Origin of the sequence: Streptomyces recifensis, from assembly GCF_002154615.1 — a bacterium.
Taxonomy (GTDB): domain Bacteria; phylum Actinomycetota; class Actinomycetes; order Streptomycetales; family Streptomycetaceae; genus Streptomyces; species Streptomyces griseoluteus.
This window is the reverse complement of sequence record NZ_MUNH01000673.1, coordinates 1-6,392: the sequence shown is the minus strand read 5'-3', so window position 1 is coordinate 6,392 and position 6,392 is coordinate 1. Positions and strand designations below refer to the sequence as shown.

7 protein-coding genes and 1 pseudogene are annotated in these 6,392 nt (G+C 72.6%); 6 read left to right on the top strand and 2 right to left on the bottom strand.

Annotation, left to right across the window (positions count from 1 at the left end):
• Together CCN33_RS28190 and CCN33_RS28185 are read left to right on the top strand one after the other, a co-directional pair.
• Positions 1-196, top strand: a pseudogene (locus CCN33_RS28190) (hypothetical protein); the annotation flags it as partial.
• A gap of 122 nt (positions 197-318) precedes the next feature.
• Complete coding sequence (locus CCN33_RS28185) at positions 319-723, top strand: SseB family protein (protein ID WP_030804053.1); 405 nt, start codon at positions 319-321, stop codon at positions 721-723.
• Positions 724-917: 194 nt separating this feature from the next.
• On the opposite strand, the gene CCN33_RS28180 is transcribed toward CCN33_RS28185, so the two are convergent.
• The gene (locus tag CCN33_RS28180) at positions 918-1,319 is read right to left on the bottom strand and encodes a MarR family winged helix-turn-helix transcriptional regulator (RefSeq protein ID WP_086696239.1); all 402 of its coding nucleotides are present in this window, start codon (positions 1,317-1,319) and stop codon (positions 918-920) included.
• Between the two features lie 242 nt (positions 1,320-1,561).
• Between CCN33_RS28180 and CCN33_RS28175 the strand changes: the two genes are divergently transcribed.
• The 4 genes from CCN33_RS28175 to CCN33_RS28160 all read left to right on the top strand — a co-directional run bounded on the left by CCN33_RS28175 (position 1,562) and on the right by CCN33_RS28160 (position 4,825).
• Positions 1,562-1,846, top strand: coding sequence for an ArsR family transcriptional regulator (locus CCN33_RS28175; RefSeq protein ID WP_086696238.1), 285 nt, complete (start codon positions 1,562-1,564; stop codon positions 1,844-1,846).
• 222 nt (positions 1,847-2,068) lie between these two features.
• Positions 2,069-2,905: an undecaprenyl-diphosphate phosphatase gene (locus tag CCN33_RS28170; RefSeq protein ID WP_086696237.1), complete on the top strand. Its 837-nt coding sequence runs from the start codon at positions 2,069-2,071 to the stop codon at positions 2,903-2,905.
• Positions 2,906-3,023: 118 nt separating this feature from the next.
• A complete protein-coding gene (locus CCN33_RS28165; protein WP_086696236.1) occupies positions 3,024-3,782 on the top strand; it encodes a FadR/GntR family transcriptional regulator in 759 nt (252 codons plus the stop codon).
• 26 nt (positions 3,783-3,808) lie between these two features.
• Complete coding sequence (locus tag CCN33_RS28160; protein WP_086696241.1) at positions 3,809-4,825, top strand: asparaginase; 1,017 nt, start codon at positions 3,809-3,811, stop codon at positions 4,823-4,825.
• 4 nt (positions 4,826-4,829) lie between these two features.
• Here CCN33_RS28160 and CCN33_RS28155 read toward each other — a convergent pair whose 3' ends face one another.
• Positions 4,830-6,014 (bottom strand): D-alanyl-D-alanine carboxypeptidase family protein, encoded by a 1,185-nt coding sequence (locus tag CCN33_RS28155; RefSeq protein WP_086696235.1) that lies wholly within the window; start codon positions 6,012-6,014, stop codon positions 4,830-4,832.
• Between the last annotated feature and the right edge of the window lie 378 nt (positions 6,015-6,392).

Here is a 6,392-nt window from a genome sequence, read left to right as displayed (position 1 = left end):
ACCGGGGCTGCTCGCCGTCATCGCCATGCAGCGCGTCTTCGCCGACCCGGGCAGTCCGTGGGCCACCCCGCGGTACGCCGGGGCGGCCGCGGGGGTGGCGCGGCTCCTGCCCGCGTTCGGGGACCGGGTGGTGTTCCGAGGCCGGGCCGTGAGGAGGCGTGCCGGTCTGCCGTCCGATCGGGTGAACCGCCCGTGAAGGGTTCCGGCCCGCTGGAAACCTCTGCGCATGGTCCGTGGGCGGATGGGTACGCGGCCGGGAGCGCGCTCGGGCCCCGGTCCGGCGTGAGCCCGTACGACCGCACTACCTGGGGATGTGCCATGGAGACACCCGCACACGACGACCTTCCGACGCCGACGCCCGCCCAGCAGGCATTGGACGTGCTGGCCGTCAACACCGACGACCAGGCCGCCCTTGAAACCCTCGCGCACAGCGACGTGCTCGTCCCGATGCCCGACGAGGCCGTGGACGCGGAGGGCGCCGACTCCACCATGGTCGCCCTGCCGGTGCTCGAGCAGCCCGGCGGTGAGCAGGTGGTACCCGTCTTCACCTCGGAACTGGAGATGGCCGGGCTGCTGCCCTCCGTCTCGCGCTACCGCCTCATCCAGCTCGGCGCCCTCGCCTCCCAGTGGCCCGAGGAGGAGCTGTCACTCACCATCGACGGCAGCTCGGAACACGGGCTGACGCTGACCTCGCAGGGCGTGCGCTCACTGCTGGCGCGCTGAATCGCCTGCCGTATGGCGGAGTCGCACATGGCGACTTCGCCATACGGGTGTGTCCGGGGGTATGCGACGCGCCCCTGTGAGGCCCACTTATGTGAGCAACCCATATGTGGGCAACGTCTACGTGGGCTGCGCCTGTGGGGGCTGAGCCTGTGTGGGCAGAGCACAGGTGCCCAGCGCCTAGGTACGAGCCGGACTCAGTCCGAGGACTCCGCCAGCATCCGCTCCAGCACGCCCCGCTGCAGCGGCAGCACCTCCGCGTGCAGCTCACGGCCCCGGCGGGTGAGGCTGACCCACACTCCGCGCCGGTCCTCCGCGCACACCGTGCGCTCGACCAGCCCCTCCTTCTCCAGCCGTCCGATCAGCCGGGACAGCGCCGACTGGCTGAGGTGGACCCGGCCGACCAGGTTCTGCACCCGGCAGTGGTCGCCCTCGGCGGGCGTCTCCGTGGACAGGATGTCCAGCACCTCGAAGTCGCTGGCACCCAGGCCGTGCGGATGCAGGGCGCGGTCTATCTCGCACATGGTGCGCGCGTGCACCGCGAGGATGTCCCGCCAACGTTCTTCGAGCCGGGCGCCCTCGCCCGTCTTCACTGCCATACCCGCACGGTAGCACCGTTCCGGCCAATCGTTGACTGTGCAACTAGTGCCGGCGCAAGCCGCCGTACGGGCGACCCCGGCCCTCCGGCCCCGGCGCGCCTCATCGCGCCCCACCGTGGCCCGCGCCGCCCTCCGTCGGGTACCGGACAACCCGTCCCGAGAGCCGGACGTGCCATCGCCGCCTGCGCCACAGTGGGGCCACGGGACACGAGCAGCCCAGGAGTGGGGGAGGGGGTGCAGGCATGACGGGCACTCCCTCGGGCCGGATACGGCAGACCGTCCTGTACTGGCTCAAGGACCCGGCCGCCCACTTCCCCCCGGCGAGCATCGACCCCCTCGGTACCGGTGTCACCTCGCACGCGGTCGCCGCCAAGCTCGGCGTGCCCCGCCGTACGGCCGTCGCCCATCTCGACTTCCTCACCCGCCTCGGCCTCCTGCGCGGCAGGCGCCGGCTGCTGCGCACCTACTACCACCGCGACGAGGCCCGGATCGCCGAAGTGGCCCAGCTCTTCGAGAAAAACTGGTGACCCTGACTTCTCGGGCAATACGGGCGCTCACGGTAAGAAATCGTTGTGAGGTAGGTGGGTTCCGCCCGCAGTACGGGTTGCGGCGTTCCGTCCCACACCCCGGGTGCCTCTACGCTGCCGTACGCGCGGGCGGCGCTCCGGAGCGGTCCGCGCCGGTGCCGTACGGGCGCGCCAAGACGTGTCCGCACCGCCGTCGGACCCCTCTCCCCAGAACTGGAATCCATGAGTGCCATCTCTGTCGGCCAGGCCGTCGTCCTCGGAGTAGTGGAGGGGGTGACCGAGTTCCTTCCGGTGTCCTCCACCGGTCACCTGAAGATCGCCGAGGGGCTCATGCACATCCCCGTGGACGACAAGTCCGTGGTCGGGTTCTCCGCGGTGATCCAGGTCGGCGCCATCGCGGCCGTGCTCCTGTACTTCTTCAAGGACATCAAGCGGATCGTCAGCGCCTGGTTCCGGGGCCTGTTCAACTCCGAGGAGCGCTACCACCACGACTACAAGTTCGGCTGGTGGGTGATCGCCGCCACCATTCCGATCGTCGTCGTCGGACTGGCGGCCAAGCCGCTGATCGACGGTCCGCTCGCCTCCCTGTGGGTGGTCGCCGGCTCGCTGATCGTGGGCTCCGGCGTCATGTGGGCGGCCGACCAGATGGGCCGCCACAAGCGGGGTGAGGACGACACCTCGTTCAAGGACGCGATGCTGGTCGGCAGCTCGCAGATCCTCGCGCTGCTCTTCCCCGGTTTCTCCCGCTCCGGTGCCACGATGTCGACGGGGCTCATCCTCGACCTCGACCGGGTCGCCGCCACCCGCCTCTCCTTCTTCCTCGGCATCCCGGCCCTCACCGGCGCCGGTGTCTACGAGCTGAAGGACGCCCTGGGCGCCGGCGTGGGCGCCGCCCCGCTCGCGGTCGGCACCGTCGTCTCCTTCGTCGTCGCCTACGCCTCCATCGCCTGGCTGCTGAAGTTCGTCGCCAAGCACTCGTTCAACGCCTTCGTGATCTACCGGATCGTCGTCGGCGTGGCGCTGATCGGCCTGCTGGCCACCGGCACACTCAGCAACTGAGGCGAGCGCGCCACCGCACGGGGTGCGGACGTCCGGACGAGCCGGGCGTCCGCACCCCGTCGGCGTCCCGGATCGTCACGCCTTGACAGGTTCTGGCCTCAGACCGCACCATCGCCCGGTGAACCTGTCAGACAGCCAGACAGGTGGCCCGGCCCCCCGACGCGTCAGCGCCCTGGAAGCGGTCCTCGGCCACCTCCGCGGCGCCATCGAGCGCGGCGAGTACGCGATCGGCGGCAAACTGCCCTCCGAGGCCGAGCTGTGCCGCACCCTGGAGGTCTCCCGGCCCGTCGTCCGCGAGGCCCTGCGCGCCCTGCACACCATGGGGCTCACGGTCTCCCGCACCGGCAGGGGCACGTTCGTCGTCGCCGACGCCGTGCAGGACCCCACCTTCGGCGACTACACGGCCGGCGACCTGCTGGAGGTCCGCCGGCACGTCGAGGTCCCGGTCGCCGGGTACGCCGCGCGGCGCCGTACCCAGGAGGACCTGGACCGGCTGACCCTGCTCCTGGACCGCATGGAGCGGGAGACGGACACCGCCGCCTGGGTCGCCATGGACACCCTCTTCCACCTCGCCGTCGCGGAGGCCGCCCACAACCCGGTCTTCCGCAAGGTGATCGAGGAGATCCGTGACGCCCTCGCCCGCCAGTCGGCCTTCCTCACCGAACTGGGCGGCCGTCGCGAACAGTCCGACCGCGAGCACCGCGCACTCGTCGACGCGCTCGCCGCGGGCTCCGAGGGCGATGCCGTCGCCGCCATGACCCACCATCTCGACCGGGTCGCCACGACCCTCACCCGAATCGTCCGCCCCACCGGCACCGCCACACCCCCGGCGCTGCCCGTACCGGGCGGCCCCGAGACCACCGGAGCCGACGCGTGACCCATGTCCAGGCCATCCCCGACCCCGTGACCCCGGCAGCGACGCGGGCCGGCTCCCTGCTGGGCGCCCCCGTCCTGCGCGAACCGGGTCACGCCCCCGTCGTCCACCTGGTGCGCGGCGGTGTGATCGAGGGCGTCCACCACGGCTCGGTCGTCGTTCTCGGCGCCGACGGCGAGGTGCGGTTCCGGCTCGGCGACGCCGAGGCCGCCTTCTACCCGCGCTCCGCTCTCAAGCCCCTCCAGGCCGTCGCCATGCTGCGGGCGGGCCTGCCCCTCGACGGCGACCTGCTCTCCCTGGCCGCCGCCAGCCACTCCGGCGAGGAACGCCACCTCGACGGCACCCGGCGCGTCCTGGACCTCGCGGGGCTTGCCGAGGCCGAGCTGCGCAACACCCCCGACATGCCGTACGACCCTGTCGTCCGCGACAGCTGGGTCCGCGAGGGCCGGGGGCCGTCCCGGCTCGCGCAGAACTGCTCCGGCAAGCACGCCGCCATGCTGTGGACCGCGAAGCTCAACGGCTGGTCCCTGGACGACTACCTCGATCCGGCCCACCCCCTCCAGCGGGCCGTCGCCGAGACGGTCGAGGACCTCACCGGCCAGCGGATCGCGCACGTCACCGTCGACGGCTGCGGCGCGCCCCTGTTCGCCGTCTCCCTGCACGGACTCGCCCGCGCCCTCGCCCGCATCACCACCGCCGCCCCCGGCACGCCCGAGGCCCGGGTGGCGGACGCGATGCGCGAGCACGCGGAGATGGCCTCCGGAGTCCGCCGGGACGTGGCCGCCCTGATGCGGGCCGTGCCCGGTCTGCTCGCCAAGGACGGCTTCGAGGGCGTCCAGGTGGCCGCGCTGCCCGACGGCCGCGCCATCGCCGTGAAGATCGCGGACGGCGCCGACCGGGCCCGCGTCCCCGTCGCCGCGGCCGCCCTCGCCCACGCCGGGATCGACCCGGCCCTCCTCACGGAGTTCGCGGGCGCACCCCTGCTGGGCGGGGGGCGGCCGGTGGGAGCGGTGCGTACGGTGCCGGCGCTGGACCTCGCCTCCTGACCGGTCAGGCTTCGGTGCCGCTCCCGGCGTCCTTGCCGCTCTTGCCGCGCAGGGCCAGGGTGACGCCGGCCGCGCCGAGGACGACGATGCCGGCGATGGTCGCGGTCCGCGTCCAGTCCGTGTCGTCGTGCGGTGCCGGGGAGACGGCGGCCGCGACGGGGATCGCGGAGTGCGTGGGCTGCGGGGTGGCGCGCAGCCCGTCCAGCGAGCCCACCGGGTCCACCCGTCCGGCCGCGGCGAAGCCCCAGTCCAGCAATTGGCGTGCCTCCTCGTACACGGCGAGTCCGCCGCCCTCCTGAGGGTTCATCACCGTGGCCACCAGCGTGCGGCCGCCCCGGCGGGCGGCGGCGACCAGGGTGTTGCCCGCGTTGCTGGTGTAGCCGTTCTTGATCCCGATGATGCCGGGATACGGGGCCACACCGTCCTCGCCGCTCAGCAGCCGGTTGGTGTTCTCGATGGCGAACGGCCAGCCGTCACCGGGGAACTCGGCCTGGGCGGTGGAGCAGTACCGGGCGAAGTCGGGGTTCTGCAGCCCGGCCCGGCCGAACACCGCCAGGTCGAACGCCGAGGACACCTGGCCGGGGGCGTCGTAGCCGTCCGGGGAGATCACATGGGTGTCCATCGCGCCCAGCGTGCGGGCCTTGGTCTGCATCTTGGCGACGGTGGAGTCCACACCGCCGTCCAGGGCCGCCAGTACGTGCACGGCGTCGTTGCCGGAGCTGAGGAACACCCCCCGCCACAGGTCGGCCACCTGATAGGTGTGGCCCTCCTCCACGCCGACCAGGCTGCTGCCCTCGCCGACGTCCGCCAGTTCCTGGTAACTCACCTTGTGCTGCTGGGTCGCGGGCAGCGTCGGCATGACGGTCAGGGCGAACAGGGTCTTCAGCGTGCTCGCGGGCGGCAGCTTGCGGTGCGCCCCGTCGGCGGCGAGCACATCGCCGCTGTCGGCGTCGGCCACCAGCCAGGAGAGCGCGGAGAGCTGCGGTGTCTCGGGGGCACCGGCGCGCGGACGCACCTGGACGCCGGAGCCGTAGAGCAGGGACGGCTGCGGGACGGCCGCCCGTGGTGCGGGTGGCGCGGGTTCCCCGCCGTTTCCGGTGGCGGCGGCCACGGGCGCGAGGGCCAACGCTCCCACCATGCAGAGGGAACAGACAGAAACGGTCGCCCGACGTGAGAATCCGGTGCTCATATGATCAACGTAGGAAGGTCGGCCAGGTGCGGCGAGCTGCCCGCGCCGGACGGCTGACCCGAGCAACCCGGATGCCACACTCGGGGTCCATGTGGCGGTGCGCCCTGTGCGGCCGCTGTGGGTCTGCTGTGAGCACGCCCCCTACCGCTGCTGACGTGTGACGGAGCGACATGGTGGGGCGCCACATGGCGTAGCGCCCCATGTGCCGCGCCCCCATGGCCAGTGTCCGGATGCCGTAACGATCCCGGTCGAGGGGGCTACTTGTGCGCGTACTGTGCCCTATCGTCACGACATGTCCACGCCACCGCAGCAGCCCCGCAGCCGGCCGACCGGCCGCCGCAGCCCGGACCGCCCGCGCAGCCGCCCTCGGTCCCGACC